Raw genomic sequence first — 21,174 nt, 5'->3', positions numbered from 1 at the left:
TCAGGCACTCAGTTTCGGGGATCGGGACATCAGCGTGACGCCGTCCCGTGTTTCATAAATCTCAAAGCCGGCCTTACGGAAGGCCGATATGGCGCGGTCATTCGAACTGGCCGGATCCATCATCAGACGGGTCGCGCCTTTCGCCAGCAGGTCGTCGCCGAACTGGCGCAGGATTTGCGGGCCAAGGCCCTCACCGGTCAGGGACACATCGCCGATAAACAGGTCGATACCAAGCGTGCCCTCCGGTTGATCCGGGCCGTAAGCGTAATACTGAATATAGCCGATCGGGCGCCTGTTCAGTTCGATGATGAAGGGCGCCCCTTCATCCGACCACACCAGGTCCAGCGCCTCCTCGACCTCGTCCTCAGGTGTCGAACCGTCTTCCGTCCAGAACGGCTGGACATGCGGCGACGACATCCAGATCAGCAGAAGACCGGCGTCTTTTTCAGCGAGCGGACGAAAGGTGATCATGATGTATTTTATTCGATGACATATTTGGTGAAAGCTTCTTCCTTGGAAATCGGCCGCCAATATGGTTCGCCACCTCCTTGCATTTCACCATCTGGATAGGTTTTTTCGAAATACGCTTCGGCCGCCTCATCGTAGTAGAGTTGCTCCCAACCATTTTGATCATTGGCAATCAACTTCATGCTTCAAGCATTTCCAGCGTCAGGTGGTCGTTGGTGTAAACGCAGATGCTCGACGCAATCTTCATGGCCTTGCGGGCGATGACCTCGGCATCGGGCTCATAATCCAGCAAGGCCCGCGCGGCGGAAAGCGCATAAACGCCGCCCGAACCGATGGCGGCCACGCCGTCTTCCGGCTCCAGCACATCGCCGACACCCGTAATGGTCAGGACGGTATGCTTGTCGGCCACCAGCAGCATGGCTTCCAGTCGGCGCAGGTAACGGTCCGTGCGCCAGTCCTTGGCGAGATCGACGCAGGCGCGCGCCAGTTGGTCCGGATACATTTCCAGCTTGGCTTCCAGCCGTTCCAGCAGGGTGAAGGCGTCGGCCGTGGCGCCGGCGAAACCAGCAATGACCTTGCCGCCCTGGAGCGTGCGCACCTTGCGCGCCCCGCCCTTGACGATAGTCGCCCCCATCGAGACCTGGCCGTCGCCGGCGATGACCGTCTTGTTATTCTTGCGCACGGCTACGATGGTGGTGCCGTGCCAATTCGGAAAGTTTGAGTCTGTCATGCCGCGTTACTTGGGCGCTTTGCGGCCGCGGTTCAAGAGCTTTTACCGCGAAACCTCTGCGACACGTCATCCCAGACCGGGCCGGCCGCGATGACCGCCAGCAGAAAGGCAAACGGCAGGACGGTGACAAATCCGGCCCAGTTGAACACCGTGGCCCCGACAAGCCCGCCCGCCAGGAAGCCGGCCAGCAGGCGGCTGAGCAGGATGACCTTTTTCAGGTGAAACCGCGCTTCGGTGTGGGTGGTGCGTTCAAAGAGGAAACGCCCGCATTCGATACCAAGATCGGTGACAATGCCGGTTACGTGCGTGGTGCGGATCTCGGCGTGCGAAATCTTGGTGATCAGGCTGTTTTGCAGCCCCATTGTGAAGCAAAGCAGCGCCACCGTCACCTGAACATCCCGCGCCAGCAAGCCGAACAAAAGCAGCAGGACCGCCTCCAGCATCAGGGTCAATGCAAATTCGCTGTGCAGCCCCCGGCGGCGCGCCCAGTTGATCAGCAGGCTGGAGGTCACGGCGCCGGAAAAGAAGGAGAAGACCGACAGCACCGATATCAGCGCCGCTGTCCACCGGTGCAGGACAAGAAAATCGGCGATGGACGAGACGATGCCGCTCATATGCGACGTATAGTAGCCGACGGCCAGGAAGCCGCCGGCATTGATCGCGCCGGCCACGAAGGCCAGGAGCGTGCCCAGCCTTTCATCGCCCGTTTCCGTGCGGTGCCTGCCGCTCATCTGGCGCAATGCCGGAACCATGAGAATAACCCTGCAAACAATGGGGAAAGTATCTGCCCCATCGGTAAATAATTTGATGTGGCTCCGCAAGCCGTCAGCGCCTATATGGAAGTCATGCTGACAGACGATGAAATCGACCGCTATGCCCGCCATCTCGTGCTGAAGGAAATCGGCGGCCAGGGCCAGATGAAGCTCAAGGCCGCCAAGGTGGCGCTGGTCGGTATGGGCGGCATCGGTTCACCGGCAGCGCTCTATCTGGCGGCGGCCGGTGTCGGCACGCTGGGCCTGATCGACGATGATGAGGTGTCATTAAGCAATCTGCAAAGGCAGGTCCTGTTCGGATCGAAAGATATCGGCGCCCCCAAGGCCGAGGCAGCGGCGGTCCACCTTGATAATCTCAATCCGCATTGCCAGTGCCGCATTCATCGCCTGCGCCTGACGGCAGACAATGCGGCGGAGGTGCTTGGCGGCTATGATGTGGTGCTCGACGGCTGCGATAATTTCGAGACCCGCCTGCTGGTCAATCGCGTCTGTCATGCGCTGAAAAAGCCGCTGGTCTCGGCGGCTCTGGGGCGCTTCAGCGGCCAACTGGCCACGTTTGACGGTTCGCCCTGCTATCAATGCCTGGTGCCGGAAATTCCGCCCGATGCCGAGACCTGTGAGCGGGTCGGCGTGGTCGGTGCCCTGGCGGGGATCATGGGGTCGCTGGCGGCGCTGGAGACAATCAAGGTCATTACCGGCGCGGGCGAGACCTTGCGCGGGAAACTGCTGATCTTCGATGGCCTCGACATGACCTCGCGCATCGTCAAACTGGCCGCCGATCCCACCTGTCCGGTATGCGGCGTTAAGTAAGAAACGCACAGGCCAACCGCTTTAAATGGATGCCGCCTGATGACGACGACAACCGGCCAACTGATCGACAAGGACGGCAAGGACGCCCTCTACCCCACCGTGAAACACACGGTGCTGGAAGACGCCTATGCCTTCGCCATCGGTTGTTCGTTCATTGCCCTGGGCATAGTCATGCTGCATACCGCCGGCCTGACCACCGGCGGTGTGGCCGGGATCGCCCTGCTCGTCTCCTATGTCGCGCCCCTGCCGGTCGGCCTGCTGTTCATCCTGATCAATATCCCGTTCTTCCTCTTCGCCTGGCCCGCCATGGGCAAGCGCTTCATGATCAAGACCGTGATCGTCAACCTCGCCATCATGGGCATGGCCAATTACGCGCACCTCGCTTTCCGGCTGGAAAGCCTGAACCCTTTGTTCGCGGCGCTTTTCGGCGGCACCATCATCGGCATGGGCATTCTGGCGCTCGCCCGGCATGGCGCCGGTGCCGGCGGCACCGGGGTATTGGCGCTTTACCTGCAAAAGACGAAGAATATCAATGCGGGCAAGACGCAACTGGCCTGTGACGCCCTGATCATGGCGGCGTCAATCCTGATCCTCAATCCGCACCAGTTGCTGTTTTCGGTGATCTCGGCCGCCGCCATGAGCGGGGTTATGGTCGGCTTCCACAAACCGGAACGTTATCTGGGACGTTAAAAGCCGCTATTTCGCGGACTTGCCCATAACGGCGGCCGTGATCTTGTCCTGATCGATATAGGCCGACATGGCTTCGGTTCCGGCCTGCACTTTCGGGTCAGACATCAGGTCGGTCATCGCCATTTCGCCCAGCTTGCCGAAGGCTTCCCCGACCGCATCCGTGCCTTCTTTTTCCACGGCCGCCTTGAGCTCAGGGCCGCAGTCCTCACTCACCAGGCGCGTAAACAGCACACCCGCGTTCCGGTTCAGGGTTTCACGCTGGCTGTCGCTGATCGAGGCCATGCTCGATACGCTCGAATGCAGCGAAATCACGGCAAAAATCCAGTCGGCCAGGATCACATTGTCAGCCGGCGTCGTGGATTTCACCAGGCAGGCGGACAGCGCGTCCTGAGCCGGTCCGGCCTGGGATGAGGTTGCAAAGCAAAGCCCAGCCGACAATGCGGCAGCCGCCAGAACAGATTTGGACACAGCTATCATATTACCCCCCCCTAAAAACAGGCTCACCCTAATGCGGCCATCCAGCCAAAGTCAAATCTTACTTCGAGGCCGCATCGCTCAGCATTTTCAGGAGCCGTGCCTGGTCCATGTAGCCCACCATGCCGACCAGAGCCCCTTGAACGCCGGGATCGCCCGCGAGATCCTGCATGGCTGACTGGCCGAGATCGCTCAGCGCGGTTTCGATCGCCTTGACACCATCGGTCCGGATGGCCGCCGTGGTCTCGGTTGGGCAGTTTTCGATCAGCAGGCGGGAAAACAGCGCGCCGCCGGCCTTGTCGACCTGGGTCATCTGCGCATCGGAGAGCGAGGCCAGGTCGGACACGCCCTCGTGCTTCGAGATGGCGGCAAATGCCCAGCGGGTCAGGACGAGCTTGTCCTGCGGCGTCGATGAGCGGATCAGGCAGGCCGACAACGCATCGGTTTCCGGGCTGGCCAGGGCCTGCGAGGAAACGGACAAGCCAAGAATGGCAACGAGTGCGACGCCGAGCGTCCGGAAAGAGAAGGCCATGCGATCCTCGATTATGTGTTGGTGGCAACTTACGATGCGCAGCCTATCAGCGCAATTAGACATTTCGCGGGCTTTCCTGTATAGGGTCCGCCAATCCCGCAAATATGTCTTCATCGAAAGCCGCATATCTTGGCCCATACACTCGACCTGTCCGTCAAATCCACCTCTTCACCGCTGGTGAACATCACCGGCCTGACCCGTGATGGCCTGATGCAGGCCCTGGTGGACTCCGGCGTGGTCGAGGCCCGCAAGGCGAAGATGCGGATGCAGCAGATCTGGCGCTGGGTGCATCACTACGGCTTCACCGATTTCGACCTGATGACCGATATCGCCAAGGACCAGCGCGCCGGGCTCAAGGAAAAGTTCTCGCTGGCCCGTCCGGAAATCGTCGAGCGCCAGATCAGCAATGACGGCACGCGCAAGTACCTGATCCGCATGGCGCCGGGTATCGAGGTCGAGAGCGTCTACATCCCTTCGGTCGGCCGCGCCGGCGCGCTCTGCGTTTCCTCGCAGGTCGGCTGTACGCTCAACTGCTCCTTCTGTCATACCGGCACGCAGAAGCTGGTGCGCAACCTGACCACGGCCGAGATCGTGGCCCAGGTCCAGGTGGCGCGCGATGACCTCGGCGAATGGCCCTCGCCCAAGGAAGACCGCCAGCTCTCCAACATCGTCTTCATGGGGATGGGCGAGCCGCTCTACAATCTCGACAATGTCGCCGCCGCCATCGACATCATTTCCGACGGTGAAGGTATCGCCATTTCGCGCCGCCGCATCACCGTCTCGACCTCCGGCGTGGTGCCGGAACTGGAAGCGCTCGGCAACCGCACCCAGGCCATGCTGGCCATTTCGCTGCACGCCACCAATGACCCCTTGCGCGACGTGCTGGTGCCGCTCAACAAGAAGTACAATATCGCCGAACTGATGGCCGCCATCCGCGCCTATCCGGGGCTTTCCAATGCCCGCCGCGTGACCTTCGAATATGTCATGCTCAAGGGCATCAATGACTCACCCGATGAAGCGCGCGCGCTGCTGCGCCTGCTGAAGGGCATTCCGGCCAAGATCAACCTGATCCCCTTCAACCCCTGGCCTGGCACCGACTACCAGTGCTCAAGCTGGAGCGCGATCGAGGCTTTCGCCGCCATCCTCAACAAGGCCGGTTACGCCTCGCCGATCCGCACCCCGCGCGGCCGTGATATACTGGCGGCCTGCGGTCAGCTTAAATCCGAGTCCGAGAAAAAGCGTGCATCGGTGGTCCGCCGTGAACAGCGCGAGGAAGCTGCCTCAATTCAGGACAGCCTGCCCGCAGGCGAAAGCCTTCCCTTCGCGGCCCTGGCCGGTGGCATGATCGACTAAGCCTTTGCGCGATATGGCTATCCGCGGCGTCATATAAAATTTATCCACAGGCGTAACACTGGGCCTTGATCTTGCAGGGAACTTACCCCTAGAGTGCGGCGGGCCGTTACATGGGTAACTTCAGATGTAACGGGCGCGCAGAGACCAGCGTGTAGGGGACCAGAATGACGCCTGAAAATTTCAATCTCAACTTCCTGTCGCCAGACGTTTTGCGGCCGGAAATTCAGGCCTTCGCGTCGGGCTTTCCCATCACCCTGCTGCACGCCGGCGTCACGCTTTTGATGCTGCTGATCGGCGCCACCATCTATTCGCTGCTCACCCCCTACAAGGAAATCCACCAGATCCGCGAAGGCAATTCCGCCGCGGCCGTGGCCTATGGCGGCGTCATTATCGGCTTGGCCATTCCGCTGGCTGCCTCCATGGCCGCCTCGACGAGCGTGCGCGATATCGTGCTGTGGGGCGGCGCGACCATCGTGTTGCAACTGTTTGTCTTCCGCCTGGTCGATTTCCTGCTGGCCGGCCTGCCCACCCGCATCAATGAAGGCGAGGTTTCCGCCGCCGTGCTGCTGGTTTCCGCCAAGCTGGCCGCCGCTCTCGTCCTCGCCGCCGCTGTCGCCGCATAAAGGGCGCGGGCCATGAAACTCGACTGGCTCCTCTACGCCGCTGCCCTCACCGTCCTCGTGACGGTGACCGGAAGCTGGCACGAGGTCTCCGATGCCCCGCCCGCGCCGCCGCCACCGGGCATTGGCGAAATGTCCCTCTTTGCCACCTATACGCCCTTCACGGCCTCCTCGATCATCAACCTGCCGGTCGATGACCGCAAGATCATGACCGGCACCGCCTTCTCGATCTCGAAAACCGGCGAGTGGATCGTGGCCGAAAAGAGTGTCGGCAAATGCACCCATCCCTTCCTCAATATCGGCGGCAACCTGGCCGTTCCCTTCAAGACGCGGCCCATTCCCGGCCATGAAGGCTACCTGATCGCCATGACCGATGGCGGCGGGCGCCCGCTCACCATGGCCGACCCGGCCAATATCAAGCCGGGGGTACGCGCCTTCATGCCCGGTTATCCCGGCGGCACGGTGGGGGAAGCCACCGCGCGCCTGATCGGCCGCACCATGATGAAACATTCCAAGCGCTTCGAAGGCAGTGAACCGGTCCTGGCCTGGGCCAAGGCCGGCCAGACCTATGAGTTGAAAAGTGACCTCAACCAGTTGGTCGGCGGCCCCGCGCTCAATGACAACTCGCATGTCATGGGCATTACCCTGAAGGAAAATCCGCGCCGCGGCCGCATCTATACCTCGGTGCCGGAAACTGTGACCGCTATTGCCAGCCTGGCCGACCGAAAGCCGGATTACGACTCCGAGGCCACCATCACCAAGGGCAACTATGGCATCGTGTCGGATACCCTGCGCCGCGAATACCGCGTGGCCCAGGTCGGGTGTATTATTGCGTAATCCTGCCGGATTCGAGCGCAATATCTGTTAAAGGTCCGGCATGACCGATATTGCCAATCCTCTTAATCCTGTCCACCTCTCCCACCTGGCCAACCGCGATCCGCGCCTGAAACCACTAACTGAACAGTTCGCCCATATCCAGCACCGCCGGCGCCCCGGCGGCTTCCCCGCCCTGCTTGGCCTGATCGTCGAACAGCAGCTATCGGTCAAGGCGGCGGACACCATCTTCGGCCGCGTGCGCGACGGCCTGGGCGAGATCACCCCGCAGGCCCTGCTGGCGCATGACGAAGATGCCCTGCGCGGTTACGGCCTGTCGCGGCCCAAGATCGCCTATGCCCGTGCCCTGGCCGAAGCCTTCCACACCGGCGGTTTCGATACGGATTCGCTGGAGCCGCTGACCATAGAAGACGCCGCCGCAAGGCTGGTGGCGCTGAAAGGCATCGGCCGCTGGACCGCCGAGGTCTATCTGATGTTTTCGGAAGGCCGGCTCGACCTGTTTCCCGTCGGCGATGTCGCCCTGCGCGAAGCGGTGGGCTGGCTGGACAACCTGCAGGAACGCCCCAATGAAGCCTATTGCGCCGAACGCGCGCTCGACTGGGCGCCCTACCGCACCATCGCCGCGCACCTGCTCTGGGCCTGGTATGGCGCGGTCAAACGAGGGGAAATGAAACGGTAAAATCGTCGTGAATTGACGCTGTGCAAAATCAGGCGCCTATTCATTCCTGTCCGAAACCCGCAAAAGGAAACTGCCATGAGCTTGCTGAACGATATGCTGGGCGGCGCCTCCGCTCCCGGTGGCCTCGACCTGGATCAACTCGCCAGCCATCTTGGCAATGGTGGACTGGAAGGCATCGTCGCCAAATTCCAGCAGGGCGGCATGACCGAAATCGTCCAGTCCTGGATCGGCACCGGCGGCAACCTGCCGATTTCTTCCGAGCAGATCACAGCCGTCCTTGGGTCCGAGCAGGTGCAGAGCTTGACACATGCCCTGGGCATCGACAGTTCACAACTGGCCCACGCCCTGCCCGGCCTGATCGATCACCTGACGCCCGGCGGGCAACTGCCGCAAGGCGGCATTGGCGACATTCTGGGGCAGACCATGGGCAAGGGCGGATTCGGAGATATACTCGGCGGCCTTCTGAAAGCCTAACGAACGGGCCTGACCTTATTGTCCGGCGTCACCTCGACATCGGGCTTAATGGCGTGCTGATTGGCATCCTTGGGCGCATGAAACTTATGGCCGCCATCAGGATGGAAATATTCCTTGTCCTCGCCGGCCTGGTTCAGTTCGTTGGGCGAAAAGACCTTTTTGCCAAAGCGGTCGTCTTCGGGCTTCTGGGTCTTGTCCCTGACATCGGTCGTCATGACACGTCTCCTTATATTTATAAGAAGACCAGTCTATGCCCGACTCCATAAGAACCGCGTTATTGCTTTATGTGACGATCATAAAGGCCGCGTAAGCTAGCTAGAGTGCCGATCTGATTGCGTCAGATCGGCACTCTAGCTCTTTGCTTTGACGCACTTTTTAATCCGAAACGTAGTTCGGCGAAGCCAAAAGTACGTCACACTTTTCGGAAAGCGCTCTAACTAAAGTTCTTCAGTTCCGGCCAAAGTTTTACAATATCGACTTTCAAACCCTGGCACAGGGCTATGGTCTTGCCGTTTTCATAGGCCATGGCATCCCGCGAATAGGTTTCGCCCAGGATAACGGTTTTCTGGCAATAGGGCTCCAGACGGTCGGGATTGTTCTGCACGACCAGCAGGTTGACCGGCTTCTGGCCGCGCAGCCCCCACTGGTAATACTGGTTATGGCCGCTGAGCGCCGGCGGCAGGTCATATTTCGGACCATAGATATCGAGCGCGGCCGCTTCGCCATAGTTCTCGACCTTGATACCGGTGCGGGCGCGCACATCTGCCGGGATTTTCCGCCACGCGGCGCCGACCTGATCCGTATAGTCGTGCCAGCCCAACTGGTCGGCAAATACCTGCGGCAACAGCGTGCCCTTGAAGCTTTTCTCCTGCTGCTGCGGCTTGAAAGGCGAGTGCGCGATATAGGCTCGTAAGCCCTCGACCGATAGAACCGGCAAGGCCATGGGCGATATCGCCGCCGACAAGGCAACGGCCAGCCCGCCCCAGACGGCCAGACCGATCCGGGCGCGGGCCTTCCGGAACCAATGCGCCCAGGCGACGGCCCCCAGTATAAAGACCGTGGGATAGGTGGAGGCGATATAGTAGTCCTTGCCGTGGGTGATGAGTGTCAGGGCGAAACTGGCCAGGAAGGCGATAGCCAAAAAGCGGACAGGTTTCAGCGAAGCGATGACAAAGGGCGCGACCACCCCGGCGATCCAGACGGGCGCCAGCAAGGGATTCATCACCAGAACCTGATTGATGATAAAGTTCAGGGGCGGAATGTCGGTATTCTTGGCGCGCGCGGCGGCGGCCAGTTCCAGGAAGGGCCAGCCATGCGTCGCCTGCCAGAGGATCGACGGCAGGCCGATCACAATGGCAATGGCCGCCCCCAGCCACAGCATCCGATCGCGAAAAATCCGGCGTTCCGGCGTCGCCAAAAGGCCGACGACCAAGGCGATTGCCCAAACGTAAAGCGCGTATTTGGCCTCGAAATCTATCCCCGCCACAACACCGCACCACAGGAGCGCCGGGCGGTCGCCGTCACGGGTGGCCTTCACCAGCAGATAAGCGATTAACGTCCAGGCCAGCGGATCAAATACGGTCGTGTTGAAGACGGCCACAATCCCCATCAGCATCGGGGCAATCGTGACACATACCCCGGCGCCTATGGCCGCGAAGGTGCCGCCACCGAGCAATCGGGCAAACCGGACGGCCAGCCAGACCAGGGCGCCGGCGGCCAGGGTCGCCGGCAGCCGCAACATCCAGGCATTGTGCCCCAGGGCATAGAAGCCGGCGGAAAGCAGCGGGATCAGTGGCGGCTGATCGACATAGCCAAAGGCAGGTTGGCGCCCGCAAACGATGAAATAAAGCTCGTCGCGGAACACATCATAGCGGCCAGCGCAGGCCGCGTGCAGCACAAAGGCCAGCGCGGCCAGCCCCAGGGCGACATAGTCCGCCGACCATTTGACCTGCTCTTTCACCATGACGCCGCCCTCCGAAAAACTGACCCTATCGCGGTTTTCGGATCTGGTCACCGATCATATGCGTCAGACTTTAAGCCCCTTCGCGCCCTCGATCAGGTCCGCCACCACCGACGGATCGGCCAGGGTCGAGATATCGCCCAGTTGATCAGGCTGGCCTTCGGCGATCTTGCGCAGGATGCGGCGCATGATCTTGCCCGATCGCGTCTTGGGCAGGCCCGGCGCCCACTGGATGACATCCGGCGAGGCCAGCGGCCCGATTTCCTGGCGCACATGATCGCGCAACGCCTTCTTCAGTGCTTCGCTCGGCTCGGTCCCGGCCGTCAGCGTAACATAGCACCAGATGCCCTGCCCCTTGATATCGTGCGGGAAGCCGACCACTGCGGCTTCGGCCACGGCACTATGCGACACCAGGGCGCTTTCGATTTCGGCCGTCCCCAGGCGGTGGCCGGACACGTTCAGCACGTCATCAACGCGGCCGGTGATCCAGTAATAACCGTCCTCATCGCGCCGGCAGCCGTCGCCGGTGAAGTACTTGCCGGGATAGGTCGAGAAATAGGTATCGAGGAAGCGCTGGTGATCGCCATAGACGCTGCGCATCTGGCCGGGCCAGGAATCGCTGAGGCACAGATTGCCCTCGACCGCACCTTCCAGCACCTTACCTTCGGCATCGACCAGGCAAGCCACAATACCCGGCAATGGCTTGGTGGCCGAACCAGGTTTCAGCGGCGTGGCGCCCGGCACCGGCGTGATCAGGTGTCCGCCGGTCTCGGTCTGCCACCAGGTATCGACGATCGGGCAATTGCCGTTGCCGACCACGCGGTGATACCACAGCCAGGCTTCCGGATTGATCGGCTCACCGACCGTGCCGAGCACGCGCAAGGACGCGCGCGAGGTGCTCGTCACCGGCTCGTCACCGAAACGCATCAGGGCGCGGATGGCGGTCGGGGCCGTGTAGAAGATATTGACCTTGTGCTTGTCGACCACGTTCCAGAAGCGCGAATTATCCGGATAGTTGGGCACGCCCTCGAACATCAGCGAGGTGGCGCCATTGGCCAGCGGGCCATAGACGACATAGGAATGGCCGGTCACCCAGCCGATATCGGCGGTGCACCAGTAGATGTCGCCATCCTGGTAATCGAAGGCGGTCTTGTGAGTATAGGCCGCCCAGGCGAGATAGCCGCCGGTGGTATGCAGCACACCCTTGGGCTTGCCGGTTGAGCCGGAGGTATAGAGGATGAACAACGGATCTTCGGCATTCATCGGCTCCGGCGCGCACTCGTCGGAAATGCCTTCCAGCGCTTCCGGCACGCTGATATCGCGGCCGCCATGCTTCAGGTAATGGGCTTTTGTGTGTTCAACCACCAGCACCGTCTGGACATTCGGGCATTGCAGCAGGGCCAAGTCGACATTGGCCTTCAGCGGAATAATCTTGCCGCCGCGCAGGCCTTCATTAGCGGTGACGACGACATCCGAGCGGCAGTCCTGGATACGGCTGGCGATGCTGTCCGGCGAGAAGCCGCCGAAGACGATATTGTGCACGGCGCCGATGCGCGTACAGGCCAGCATGAAGTAAGCGGCTTCCGGCACCATCGGCAGGTAGAGCGTGACGCGATCGCCCTTCTTGACGCCATACTTTTTCAGCAGGTTGGCGCGCTTGTTCACTTCCTTCGCCAACTGATTATAGGTGACGTTGTAGGACACGGAAGGGTCGTCGCCTTCGAAGATCAGCGCCACCTGCTCGCCGCGGGTTGCCAGATGACGATCGATGCAGTTCACCGAAACATTAAGCACGCCATCGTAAAACCAGCGGATACGGAAGTCCTCGCGGTTGAACGACACGTCCTTGACCTGGGTATAGGGCTGCATCCAGGAGAGGGCATCGCCGAGGGTGCGCCAGTGCGCCTCCGGATCGGTCTCGAACAGCTTGTGCTGCGCCGCCAGCCCTTCAGCCGTCAGGGTCTTCGGGCGAATGAAATCGGCCGGCACGCGGAACAGTGTCTCGTCACTCATCTGGGTATTTCCTGGGGTATCTGCGGAGTATTTTTTCGTTGCGGCGAACTTATGCCGCGCGGTTTGCGGAGTCCATAAGACCAATGCGAAAAAACCCGCCGAGGACGGGTTTTGTCCCTCAAGCGATGCATAATGCGACAGCAAAGCTTGCCTCGCGTCCCGCGCGGCGCGTATGGTCATTCCCAATAAGACGACGGAGTTTGCCATGCTGCTGCATATGTCCACCTGGAAAGAGATCGACGAGCGTCTGAAATCCTCGCGCACCGTCATCATTCCCATCGGCTCCAACGAGCAGCACGGACCTATGGGCCTGCTCGGCACCGACTGGCTGTGCCCCGAAATCATCTCTCACGCCGCTGAAAAGGAGGGCGATCTTCTGATCGCGCCCACCTTCAATATCGGCATGGCCCAGCATCACCTGGGCTTTTCTGGCACCATATCCTTGCGCCCCACCACCTTCATGGCGGCGATCGAGGACTGGGTAGATTCGCTGGCGCGGCACGGCTTCGACCGCATCTATTTCCTCAATGGCCACGGCGGCAATATCGCCACCATCGAAGCCACCTTCTCACAGATCTATTCGCACTATTCCTATGCCGCGGAGCCCTGCCCATTCATTATGAAACTGCGCAACTGGTGGGATCTGCCGGGCATTGCCAGCCTGTGCGCCCGGCTCTATCCGCAAGGCCACGGCAGCCACGCCACACCATCGGAGATCGCCGTCACCTTCGCCGCCTATCCGGACTTCGTGAAATCCGCCGCCATGGAACCGCGGATCGCGCCAAATGGTCCGATCCGCGACGCGCTCGATTACCGCGACCGCTTCCCCGATGGACGTATCGGTTCGGACTCCTCACTGGCCACAGTTTCGGATGGCGAACAGATCATCGCTGCGGCCGTAAAAGGCCTGCTCGACGACGTGGCCAAGTTCCAGGCGGAATAAGCTATTTCAGCTACCCCGCAGACGACCGATTGGACATAAGGAAATAATGCGTCAGGCAGTACCTGGTCACGGATGACGGCCAGGTACTACCTGCCCGCCTTAGTTGACCTTCACCTTTTGGCCCCGGATATCGAAGATGGTCTCGGGAAGCGCCACTTCAATAGCCTTACCGAGGCTGTCTGCCGATGTCCCGACGGCCACACTGTAGGTCCCAGCCTTCAATCGCCACGTCTTGGTCGCTGGATCGAAAGTGGACAGGGTGCGCGGATCGACAGATAAGGTCACTGCTTTCGATTGCCCTGGCTTCAGCGCCACCTTGTCCCATCCGGCGAGTCGCTTGGGGGCTTCCCAACCAGCACTGTCTGGCGAGGAGATGTAGATTTGCGGGACGTCAGCCGCCTCGCGCTTGCCCGTGTTGGAAACAGCGAGGCTTACCGAAAGATTGCCGTCTCGCATGTCGGCCTTGAGATTCTTATAGGTGAAGCTCGAATAGGTGAGGCCATGGCCAAAGGCGAATAAAGGCTGAAGTTTCTGCTTGTCGAACCACTTGTAACCGACAGCGGCACCCTCGATGTCATAATTGATCTGGGTCACCGGCCTATCGGGCTTACCCAGGCCATCCAGGACCGGTCGCGGCAACTGGTCGAGCGAAGCAGGGAAAGTCACAGGCAGACGACCAGAAGGTGAAACGGCACCCGTCAGGATACGGGCAATGGCGGTGCCGCCATTGCTACCCGGATACCAGGCTTCCAGCACGGCGCGGGTCTTGGAGAGCCATGGCATCAGGACCGGGCCGCCGGTTTCTACAACCACCACCGTATTCTTGTTGGCCGAGGCGACAGCCTCGATCAGGGCATCGCCGTTCTGATCGAGCGACAGGGACGCATCCACACCTTCAGCCGTCCATTGGGTGCCGAAGACGATGACGACATCGGCCGATTTGGCCAGTTCGGCCGCAGCTTGGGGGTTCTTGCCGTCATCATAGACGATCTCCGCCTTGGTCAACCGCTTAAGGGCCGCCACAGGCGAATCCGGATAGTAGCTCACCGGCCCCGGGAAGAATTTGGGCCCCAAATCCAGATCGGCCACAGGGTTACCCCCGCGTCCATAGACCTGAGACGAACCGCCGCCGGAAATAACCCCGCGATCTGCGTGACCACCGAGGATAACAATCTTTTTTGCACTGGCGACGAGTGGCAAGGCCCCCTCGTTCTTCAAGAGCACCATCCCGGCTTCCGCGTCGGCCTGGGAGACCTTGCCGTTCGCGGTGAAATCGATCTTATCGTCCTGGACCTCGACGGCATTATCGAAGGCACCGGTTGAGAACATGGCCCACAGGACGCGACGGACCATATCATCGAGACGGGCTTCCGACACCTGACCTGAAGCGACGGCATCGCCGAGGGCGCCGGCGAAATATGGTGCCTTGTCGAACGGATAGCCTGACTGCTGGTCGAGCCCGGCATTGGCGGCGGGAATCGTCGAGTGGGTCGCGCCCCAATCGGACATGACAAAGCCTTTGAAGCCAAAATCCGTTTTCAGAACGTCGGTCAGCAGATAAGGGTTTTCGCAGGCATAGACGCTGTTGACGCGGTTATAACTGCACATGGCCGCGCCGGGTTTCCCCACCTCGATTGCGAACTGAAACGCAAGCAGGTCAGATTCGCGGCCATTCTTGTCAGAAATGTTCGCTGACGCCGAGTTGCGGTGGGTCTCCTGGTCGTTGAAGGCGTAGTGCTTGACGGTCGAGATGATGTGGTTCGACTGAATGCCGCGAATCTGCTCGCCGACCATTACGCCAGCCAGCAGCGGATCTTCGCCGGCATATTCGAAATTGCGGCCGTTGCGCGGTTCGCGCGCCAGATTGACGCCTCCCGCCAGTTGCACGTTGAACCCCGAAAGACGTGCCTCACGGCCAATCATGGCCCCGCCGGCAAAGGCCATATCACGATCCCAGGTCGAGGCTGTGGCCATACCCGAAGGCAGGGCAGTGCGCAGGCGCGGATTGGGCCCCGCCTGCGAGGCAACGCCGATGCCGGCGTCCGCCTGCCATTGGTTGGGGATACCCAAACGGGGCACGCCGAAGACGAAACCGGCCGATTGGGGCCGGGCTTCCGCCGGCATCTTCCAGGCCAATCCAGGAATATCGCCGCGGAAATTCATCCACTGGGCGTCAGTCCCGAAATGCCCCATCAGCAGGGTCAATTTTTCGTTCGGCAGCATTTCCTTCAGCAGTAGATCGGCCCGCGTGGCGGCGTCCAGGCTGGTGTTTTTCCACGGGGTCTCTTTCGGCGGCGGCGGCGGTGGGGGCGGTCCGAACTGCGCGGCGGCCGGATTGGAGACGAAGAGGACGGCGCCGAGAGCGGCCGTGGCGATCAGTGAGCGTTTCAAAAATGACATTGCATTTCCCTGTCAGTTTTAGAATGAATTTTATTGAAATTTAGCGAGGCGGGCTTCCGGATATATTCATAGTCCCAGGTACACGCGCCGCCGAAGCGAACCAGGTGCGTTACCTGGGCAAGTGGATCAGGGAATGACTCCCCGGCACAGGCATGCCGGGGAGCTTACGGTCTTACTTCTTGGCCGGCAGTGCGGCGAGATCGGCGTCGATCCCGGCCAGCACGTCATCCGTGAGCGTTGGGATATACTGGCGCAGGGCCAGCAGGGTCATGTTGCTCGCCATGCCGATCTGCGGATTACCCACCACGTCAGGGATGTGCTTGTTGAGCACGGCCTTGGCGGCCGGATCGTTGAGCATCTCGCCCAGCGGGGAGAGCTTGGTGGCGAAATGGCCGTCCGCCGTCTTCGTGGCCAGCGGCGGCGGCGGCGGCAGGTCGGCGGCGGCGGCCGTTACGTCCATACGCGCCTTCCACGGATCGGCCTGCGCCACCGGCACACCCTCAGGTGTGAACACCATCAGTTCGTCCTTGGCGGAGTCATACTTCGGCCAGTGGGGAAGCCCCTCACCGTTCGGGTTGCCCGTCTTGGCGAAATTGGCCCAGTAGCTGTTGGTCTGGTCAGCGATCTTGGCATCCGCCGGCGTCAACTTGTCACCGTACTTCTCCTTGACCGTATTCATAACATACGGAATTTCCGTGGCGTGCGGCGTACCGGTCTTCCATTCGGCCTTCATGGAATCGGCCACATAGCCAAAACGGAACTCGTAGGCGGGAATGCCTTGCTTGGATATCGTCGAGGCCACGAAGCGGGACGGTTCGACCATGGCCTTGTCCATGCCAATTTCCGCGTTGATCTGTTGAACGGTCTTGGTGCCGTCAGGATCGTAGGCGGCCTTGGCCTGGTCGGCGTATGGGCCGAACGCGGCGAAAGCGGCTTCCTTGGTAGGGGCAAAGCCGAAGCCGATGTCGGCCGTATCGGCACCAATCATGAACGGCACCTTGGCCTGGCGGCCAGCCTCATAGACTGCCTGCGGCGCTTCGGCGACGATCACGCCGTCGACCATCGGGCCGCCGTAGGTTTGACCGGCCTGGCCCATGGTCATCATGCCGAGGCCATCATTGATCTGCTCGGCGGACAGCTTCCGCAGTGCCGCGAGAGCCTCGGCGCCCGTGCCTTCGATGCCATATTTCCTGGCCAGATTGACACCGAGCGTTTCTGACGACGGCATTCCCGGCTTGTCCTTCGACAGCTCTCGGTTACCCATCAGGTTGCCGCGTCCCCCGCCCGACTGGACGATGGCCTTGGCGAACAGCCCTTTGGATTGGGTCGAGGTCATGAGCGTATTGACCGAGCCGCCGCCGGCCGATTCGCCGAAGATCGTCACATTGGCGGGATCACCACCAAAGGCCGCGATATTGGCCTGGACCCACTTCAGCGCCGCAATCTGGTCCATGTAACCGTAGTTGCCCAGCAAACCATTGTCCTTGTTTTCCTTCGTCAGTTCCGGGAAGCCGAAGAAGCCGAAACGGCCCAGGCGGTAATTGGCGCTGACCATGATGACGCCCTTTTTGGCGAAGGACGAACCGTCATAGACGGGGGGCGACGAGCCGCCGTTGACGAAGCCGCCGCCATAGATCCAGAAGATGACCGGCAGCTTAGCGTCCTTCGGCACGCCCGCCGGGCGCCAGACGTTCAGAACCAGGCAGTCTTCACCGGGCGTCGCGCCAAGCGGCGCCGCGTCGCCACCGAACGGCGTCTGCATACAGTCGTGGCCGAAGGTATCCGCCACCTTCACGCCGGTCCATTTGGCGGCCGGTTGCGGGGCGCGCCAACGCAGGTCACCGAGGGGAGGTGCCGCAAATGGAATGCCCTTGAAGGATTCAACGCCTTCGACGGTTACGCCCTGCACGGCGCCAGACACTGTCTGCACCGTGTTGGGGGCGCCCGCGCAACTGGGCAAGGCCGCCATAGCCAGTCCAGAGGCGACAAAAACCGCCAGAGCCGTTCGGCTGGCGGACATAAACGACGCGTTACGCATTTTATTCCTTTCCTGAGCCCCAAATGGGGCGTTTATTATGCTTCGTTAAACAATGGGCGATCGGCGAAAACCCAAGGCTTCGCCGATCGTTTTAGATTAGAACGCTTTGGTCAACTGTAGACTGAACACACGGCCAAGAATACTCGAATTGGCCGGGTCATAGGCCGAGTTGTTGGTCAGGACGATTTGCGGCGCCTGGTTCAAAACGTTTTGGATGTTGAGGGAGACACGTACGCCCCTGGCGAAACTGGTCGAGTCCTGCGGCACCATATAACCGACGCCAAAATCGTAGGTCGTGTTGGCCTTCACCTTCTGGAACGGACGCTGGACGCCATTGTCCGACAGGGTCTGGTCATTCAGGTAGCCGCCTACATAGTTGGCGAACAGATTGACGTTCCAGCCATTTTTCGCCCAGCCCGCATTGAAGCGGCCGCGCAGAGACACCGGATAGCTGTAGTGGTCAATCGCGCTGATTGCGTCGGTGCCCTCAACAATCGTCTGTTTGCTGCTGAGGATCTTGGTGACAGAACCACCAAAATTGAGGAAGCCATAGGAGGTGTTACGGACATAGGTGGCATGCAGGTCGACACCGTATTGGTGGGTCGCCGCCATGTTGGTTTCGCGGGCATCGAGGACAACCTGAACCTGGCAGACCTGACCAACCGTCGAACCGTAAAGATTCGGCAGGGCCACGTATTTGGCCAGCTCCGGATCATAGGTGGAAGAATCGCCCTCGACGCAACCGGTGTTGTCAACCGGATGGATGTATTTGGAATAGACCGCTCGATTTTCCGGACTCGACAGGAACAGATTAACAGTGGGCTGGAAGACAATCTGATTGTCATAGGCAATATCATAGTAGGTCGAGCCAACGCTCAGGCCGTCGACCCAGGCGGGTTTGTAGTCGAAACCAGCCGACCAGGTCGTCGCTTCTTCCGGCCGAAGGTCCGGGTTGGCGCCAATGAACATCAGAGCGTAGCTGTAGCCAGGGAAGGCTTGGGCAATGTTCGGGTCGCCCGAATTGTTCGGGAATGGGAAAATACCGGCATATGAGAAAACGTTTGCATTCGTGTCCGTCAAACTCGGCGCCCGGAATGACGTGCCCCATGATCCACGGAAAGACAGCTCGTCATTGACGTCCCAGGTAATACCGATCTTCGGGTTCGAGGTATCGCCGAAGTCGGAGTACTTGTCGTAACGGCCGGCGAGATCGAGATTGATGTCCTGAACCAGCGGAATGTTCATGTCCCGTGAAATGACAGGGATGAAGACTTCGAGGTAAGCGGAGTCCACGGTGCGGTTGGAAGTGGTGATATTGTCCCACTGGAAGTGGTTATCCGTACCACGGTTGGCGCCGTTGGAGAGATGTTGTTCATTATACTGATGTTCAGCGCCAACGGCCAGGCGAACCGGTCCGGCCGGCAGGCTGAAAAGCGGGCCGGTGAACTTCAGGCCAAAATCGGCCATCTTGTTCGTACTGGCCTGAATGTTGGTTCCGATGAATGTAGCCTTTTGCTCCTCCGTGAGGGGAGTGCTGGAAAGCGGATTGATGTTTCCCTGGGCGATCTGATAGTTGAACGCGTCCACGTCGACATTGTTGTTGATGTTGCAGATGCCGCAGGTCGCATCGCGGCCGAAAGTCGCATAACCGTCGGCGCTCCAGCTTTTGGGCAGCCTGGCCTTAAGGCTTGCCGTCTGGGTCCAGGTCGTGTCCGGATTATAGGTCGTCTGTGCGCCGATATCCTTGTAGAAGTTATATTGGACCGTTTCGTCCGCGCCGGGCGCGATACCTGGCACGCCCTGAATGTAGAACGGACTGGCCGCGGTCAGCTTGATGGCACTGTTCGTATAGAGGGCGCGGCTGATGGTTTCACGATGGGTATAGAAGCCTTCGTAGCTGAAATCGAGCCAGGGCGTAATCGACTGATTCAGAATGAACACGTACTGCTGACGCTTCAACGCACCTATGTAGTCGGCGTAGTCGGCTGAATCGACCAAGTTCGGCGTAGCCAGAAGGTCAGCGCCTGTGAGGTGTTCGTTGGTGCCATTTGGCAGACCATAAGTGTTGTAGGTCGTACCATACACAGGGAAATAGGTCGTCGTCGTAACCACGATATTGCCGGGCGTTCCCGGCGTGGCGGTCGCGCCGTTTATACGGTTATCCAGCCCCCCGAACCGGGTCAGATCCTGCATCAGGTAAGGGCTCTTGTTGCGGGCAAAGGCCGAGCGATCGGTAAAGTCCATGCTGAAGATGGCATTGCCTTCACCGAACTTGCCAACATTATTCCAGGAGTGGCCGGCGGTTGCAGAGACGCCCTTTTCATCCGCGCCCTTGTTGACGGAATAACGGCCCGTTACTTCCGCGCCGTTATAGCGCTTACGCAGAACAAAGTTGATGACGCCCGAAACCGCGTCCGAACCGTAGATGGCGGATGCGCCATCCGAAACGATTTCGATACGCTCTACCGCAGCGATCGGCACCTGCGTCGCTTCAGTAAAAGTGAGCGCGGCGCCCGATGGCGCCAGACGGTGACCATCCACAAGGGTCAGGGTCGCGGAGGAACCAATGCCGCGCAGATTGATCGTGGTGCCCTGGGTCGAGTTGCCGCCGTAACCGGCCGTGCCGCCCTCACGCATGGTGGCGCCGTTCGGATCGCCCGTGTTCTGAACCTGCGGCAGGGTCCGCAGCACGTCTGTGACGTTCGTCAGGCCGGTGGCAAGGATCTCCTCGCGTTTCATCGTTGTGGTCTCAGACCCAACCGGCTTGACACCCTTAATATTGGTGCCGGTAACGACGACAACGGTCGTATCCTTGTCAGTGCTCTTGGAGTCGACAACCGGGGCCGCCGCCGTATTTTCCTGGGTGACCGGAATATCCTGTGCATGCGCTGGCGTGAAACTGATCAGCGCCGCTGTCATGATCAGCGGTAAAGCCGCCGCCCCCAGCATAAGGCGCCTGGACGATGCAATACGAGTCGCAATTCTGTTGGCGTACATGTTTTCCTTCCCATGGCCTTGAGCCATTTGTCGTTTCATTTTTTTGAAAGCCTGGGTGGCGTTTCGCCATTCACCCAATGCCCTTCCCCGGAAGCCTCAATGGCTCTTTTTTATTTGCCAGCCGGACTTAGGGGCCCGGTTTGCCAACTTAGCCTGACGAATTAGGAAAACGTTGTCAACGCGCCAAACAGGACGAAACTTTTGGTACAGACCGCCTGGAAATTTCCAAAACGAGTCAAAAATCGGAATGTTAACGCTCACAAAAAATCTTTGTTTTTTGCGGACAAAGAGCGAAACACCTTAAAGTTATTCAATATAATCAATATGCAAACAGGACATTTTACTATCAAAAACCATTGTAAAATTATACTTTTTTCAAATCAGCC

At 60.1% G+C, this 21,174-nt stretch carries 20 protein-coding genes; 8 read left to right on the top strand and 12 right to left on the bottom strand.

The features are described from left to right. The 4 genes from BLO49_RS17190 to BLO49_RS17175 are packed head-to-tail and all read right to left on the bottom strand — an operon-like array spanning position 1 to position 1,950. Positions 1 to 471 (bottom strand): GNAT family N-acetyltransferase, encoded by a 471-nt coding sequence (locus tag BLO49_RS17190; protein WP_090650750.1) that lies wholly within the window; start codon positions 469 to 471, stop codon positions 1 to 3. 8 nt (positions 472 to 479) lie between these two features. Then, the gene (locus tag BLO49_RS17185) at positions 480 to 650 is read right to left on the bottom strand and encodes an Imm27 family immunity protein (protein ID WP_090650748.1); all 171 of its coding nucleotides are present in this window, start codon (positions 648 to 650) and stop codon (positions 480 to 482) included. Next, on the bottom strand, positions 647 to 1,198 hold the full coding sequence (gene hslV / locus BLO49_RS17180; protein WP_090650746.1) for an ATP-dependent protease subunit HslV: 552 nt from the start codon (positions 1,196 to 1,198) through the stop codon (positions 647 to 649). The genes BLO49_RS17185 and hslV overlap by 4 nt, the downstream gene beginning before the upstream one ends. Positions 1,199 to 1,230: 32 nt before the next feature. Further along, complete coding sequence (locus BLO49_RS17175; RefSeq protein ID WP_090650744.1) at positions 1,231 to 1,950, bottom strand: YoaK family protein; 720 nt, start codon at positions 1,948 to 1,950, stop codon at positions 1,231 to 1,233. An 84-nt stretch (positions 1,951 to 2,034) separates the two neighbouring features. On the opposite strand from BLO49_RS17175, the gene BLO49_RS17170 reads away from it, so the two are divergent. Together BLO49_RS17170 and BLO49_RS17165 are read left to right on the top strand one after the other, a co-directional pair. Then, positions 2,035 to 2,781: a HesA/MoeB/ThiF family protein gene (locus BLO49_RS17170; RefSeq protein ID WP_090650743.1), complete on the top strand. Its 747-nt coding sequence runs from the start codon at positions 2,035 to 2,037 to the stop codon at positions 2,779 to 2,781. 39 nt (positions 2,782 to 2,820) lie between these two features. Next, complete coding sequence (locus tag BLO49_RS17165) at positions 2,821 to 3,471, top strand: YitT family protein (RefSeq protein ID WP_090650742.1); 651 nt, start codon at positions 2,821 to 2,823, stop codon at positions 3,469 to 3,471. Positions 3,472 to 3,477: 6 nt separating this feature from the next. Here the strand turns inward: BLO49_RS17165 and BLO49_RS17160 are convergent, their stop codons facing one another. Both BLO49_RS17160 and BLO49_RS17155 read right to left on the bottom strand, forming a co-directional pair. Continuing rightward, positions 3,478 to 3,939, bottom strand: a complete 462-nt coding sequence (locus BLO49_RS17160) for a hypothetical protein (protein ID WP_139159731.1) — start codon at positions 3,937 to 3,939, stop codon at positions 3,478 to 3,480. A gap of 67 nt (positions 3,940 to 4,006) precedes the next feature. Beyond that, positions 4,007 to 4,477, bottom strand: a complete 471-nt coding sequence (locus tag BLO49_RS17155) for a hypothetical protein (protein ID WP_090650739.1) — start codon at positions 4,475 to 4,477, stop codon at positions 4,007 to 4,009. 129 nt (positions 4,478 to 4,606) lie between these two features. Here BLO49_RS17155 and rlmN point away from each other — a divergent pair, with 129 nt between their 5' ends. The 5 genes from rlmN to BLO49_RS17130 all read left to right on the top strand — a co-directional run bounded on the left by rlmN (position 4,607) and on the right by BLO49_RS17130 (position 8,437). Beyond that, a complete protein-coding gene (rlmN, locus tag BLO49_RS17150; protein ID WP_090650738.1) occupies positions 4,607 to 5,830 on the top strand; it encodes a dual-specificity RNA methyltransferase RlmN in 1,224 nt (407 codons plus the stop codon). A 164-nt stretch (positions 5,831 to 5,994) separates the two neighbouring features. After that, a complete protein-coding gene (locus tag BLO49_RS17145; RefSeq protein ID WP_090650737.1) occupies positions 5,995 to 6,453 on the top strand; it encodes a DUF350 domain-containing protein in 459 nt (152 codons plus the stop codon). Positions 6,454 to 6,465: 12 nt separating this feature from the next. Next, on the top strand, positions 6,466 to 7,287 hold the full coding sequence (locus BLO49_RS17140; RefSeq protein WP_090650735.1) for a peptidase: 822 nt from the start codon (positions 6,466 to 6,468) through the stop codon (positions 7,285 to 7,287). A gap of 40 nt (positions 7,288 to 7,327) precedes the next feature. Continuing rightward, positions 7,328 to 7,963: a DNA-3-methyladenine glycosylase family protein gene (locus tag BLO49_RS17135; protein ID WP_090650734.1), complete on the top strand. Its 636-nt coding sequence runs from the start codon at positions 7,328 to 7,330 to the stop codon at positions 7,961 to 7,963. A 75-nt stretch (positions 7,964 to 8,038) separates the two neighbouring features. Continuing rightward, positions 8,039 to 8,437 carry a YidB family protein gene (locus BLO49_RS17130; protein ID WP_090650732.1) on the top strand — a complete coding sequence of 133 codons (399 nt, stop codon included), beginning with the start codon at positions 8,039 to 8,041 and terminating at the stop codon, positions 8,435 to 8,437. Here BLO49_RS17130 and BLO49_RS17125 read toward each other — a convergent pair. From BLO49_RS17125 to acs, 3 genes are all read right to left on the bottom strand, one after another. Next, entirely contained in the window at positions 8,434 to 8,652 is a 219-nt protein-coding gene (locus BLO49_RS17125; protein ID WP_090650731.1) for a hypothetical protein, read from the bottom strand. The two genes, BLO49_RS17130 and BLO49_RS17125, sit on opposite strands and share 4 nt — an antisense overlap. A gap of 218 nt (positions 8,653 to 8,870) precedes the next feature. Beyond that, positions 8,871 to 10,451: an ArnT family glycosyltransferase gene (locus BLO49_RS17120; protein ID WP_139159730.1), complete on the bottom strand. Its 1,581-nt coding sequence runs from the start codon at positions 10,449 to 10,451 to the stop codon at positions 8,871 to 8,873. A gap of 12 nt (positions 10,452 to 10,463) precedes the next feature. Then, a complete protein-coding gene (gene acs / locus BLO49_RS17115) occupies positions 10,464 to 12,410 on the bottom strand; it encodes an acetate--CoA ligase (RefSeq protein ID WP_090650729.1) in 1,947 nt (648 codons plus the stop codon). A 205-nt stretch (positions 12,411 to 12,615) separates the two neighbouring features. Here acs and BLO49_RS17110 point away from each other — a divergent pair, with 205 nt between their 5' ends. Further along, positions 12,616 to 13,353 carry a creatininase family protein gene (locus tag BLO49_RS17110; RefSeq protein WP_090650789.1) on the top strand — a complete coding sequence of 246 codons (738 nt, stop codon included), beginning with the start codon at positions 12,616 to 12,618 and terminating at the stop codon, positions 13,351 to 13,353. A gap of 99 nt (positions 13,354 to 13,452) precedes the next feature. Here the strand turns inward: BLO49_RS17110 and BLO49_RS17105 are convergent, their stop codons facing one another. The 3 genes from BLO49_RS17105 to BLO49_RS17095 form a co-directional block, all read right to left on the bottom strand. After that, complete coding sequence (locus BLO49_RS17105; protein ID WP_090650728.1) at positions 13,453 to 15,753, bottom strand: beta-glucosidase; 2,301 nt, start codon at positions 15,751 to 15,753, stop codon at positions 13,453 to 13,455. A gap of 172 nt (positions 15,754 to 15,925) precedes the next feature. Beyond that, positions 15,926 to 17,791: a carboxylesterase/lipase family protein gene (locus BLO49_RS17100; protein ID WP_090650726.1), complete on the bottom strand. Its 1,866-nt coding sequence runs from the start codon at positions 17,789 to 17,791 to the stop codon at positions 15,926 to 15,928. Positions 17,792 to 17,887: 96 nt separating this feature from the next. Beyond that, complete coding sequence (locus BLO49_RS17095; protein WP_170828387.1) at positions 17,888 to 20,788, bottom strand: TonB-dependent receptor domain-containing protein; 2,901 nt, start codon at positions 20,786 to 20,788, stop codon at positions 17,888 to 17,890. Between the last annotated feature and the right edge of the window lie 386 nt (positions 20,789 to 21,174).

Source organism: Asticcacaulis taihuensis (assembly GCF_900100255.1).
Lineage (GTDB): Bacteria > Pseudomonadota > Alphaproteobacteria > Caulobacterales > Caulobacteraceae > Asticcacaulis > Asticcacaulis taihuensis.
This window is presented reverse-complemented; position numbering and strand designations above follow the sequence as displayed.

Bases quoted from the DNA above. Each gene is read 5' to 3' on its own strand.
- BLO49_RS17190 (WP_090650750.1), bottom strand. From the start codon at position 471: ATGATCACCTTTCGTCCGCTCGCTGAAAAAGACGCCGGTCTTCTGCTG.
- BLO49_RS17185 (WP_090650748.1), bottom strand. From the start codon at position 650: ATGAAGTTGATTGCCAATGATCAAAATGGTTGGGAGCAACTCTACTAC.
- hslV (WP_090650746.1), bottom strand. From the start codon at position 1,198: ATGACAGACTCAAACTTTCCGAATTGGCACGGCACCACCATCGTAGCC.
- BLO49_RS17175 (WP_090650744.1), bottom strand. From the start codon at position 1,950: ATGGTTCCGGCATTGCGCCAGATGAGCGGCAGGCACCGCACGGAAACG.
- BLO49_RS17170 (WP_090650743.1), top strand. From the start codon at position 2,035: ATGGAAGTCATGCTGACAGACGATGAAATCGACCGCTATGCCCGCCAT.
- BLO49_RS17165 (WP_090650742.1), top strand. From the start codon at position 2,821: ATGACGACGACAACCGGCCAACTGATCGACAAGGACGGCAAGGACGCC.
- BLO49_RS17155 (WP_090650739.1), bottom strand. From the start codon at position 4,477: ATGGCCTTCTCTTTCCGGACGCTCGGCGTCGCACTCGTTGCCATTCTT.
- BLO49_RS17145 (WP_090650737.1), top strand. From the start codon at position 5,995: ATGACGCCTGAAAATTTCAATCTCAACTTCCTGTCGCCAGACGTTTTG.
- BLO49_RS17140 (WP_090650735.1), top strand. From the start codon at position 6,466: ATGAAACTCGACTGGCTCCTCTACGCCGCTGCCCTCACCGTCCTCGTG.
- BLO49_RS17135 (WP_090650734.1), top strand. From the start codon at position 7,328: ATGACCGATATTGCCAATCCTCTTAATCCTGTCCACCTCTCCCACCTG.
- BLO49_RS17130 (WP_090650732.1), top strand. From the start codon at position 8,039: ATGAGCTTGCTGAACGATATGCTGGGCGGCGCCTCCGCTCCCGGTGGC.
- BLO49_RS17125 (WP_090650731.1), bottom strand. From the start codon at position 8,652: ATGACGACCGATGTCAGGGACAAGACCCAGAAGCCCGAAGACGACCGC.
- acs (WP_090650729.1), bottom strand. From the start codon at position 12,410: ATGAGTGACGAGACACTGTTCCGCGTGCCGGCCGATTTCATTCGCCCG.
- BLO49_RS17110 (WP_090650789.1), top strand. From the start codon at position 12,616: ATGCTGCTGCATATGTCCACCTGGAAAGAGATCGACGAGCGTCTGAAA.
- BLO49_RS17105 (WP_090650728.1), bottom strand. From the start codon at position 15,753: ATGTCATTTTTGAAACGCTCACTGATCGCCACGGCCGCTCTCGGCGCC.
- BLO49_RS17100 (WP_090650726.1), bottom strand. From the start codon at position 17,791: ATGCGTAACGCGTCGTTTATGTCCGCCAGCCGAACGGCTCTGGCGGTT.
- BLO49_RS17095 (WP_170828387.1), bottom strand. From the start codon at position 20,788: ATGTACGCCAACAGAATTGCGACTCGTATTGCATCGTCCAGGCGCCTT.